The organism is Phosphitispora fastidiosa (genome assembly GCF_019008365.1).
Taxonomy (GTDB): Bacteria; Bacillota; Thermincolia; order Thermincolales; family UBA2595; genus Phosphitispora; species Phosphitispora fastidiosa.
Map to the genome: position 1 here is coordinate 1 of NZ_JAHHUL010000165.1, position 258 is coordinate 258.

The window sequence follows — 258 nt, forward strand, 5'->3', positions numbered from 1 at the left end:
CGATGATCCGCAACGCCGGCATCGAGCCGCACGTGGTCGAGTACCTCAAGACCCCGCCGAACAGGACGCTCATCGGGCAGATGCTCGCACGCGCCGGCATCACGGTGCGGGACGCACTGCGCGAGAAGGGCACGCCCTTCGCCGAGCTCGGCCTCGGGGACCCTGCGCTCGCCGACGAGCAGCTTCTAGACGCCGTCGAGGCCCACCCGGTCCTGCTGAACCGGCCGCTCGTGGTCAGCCCGAAGGGGGTGCGCCTGT

Annotated in this window: 1 protein-coding gene; it reads left to right on the top strand. The window is 70.9% G+C overall.

From position 1 onward, the window contains the following. A partial coding sequence (locus Ga0451573_RS19360; RefSeq protein ID WP_331459452.1) for an ArsC/Spx/MgsR family protein occupies nucleotides 1-258 on the top strand: 258 nt, incomplete at both ends.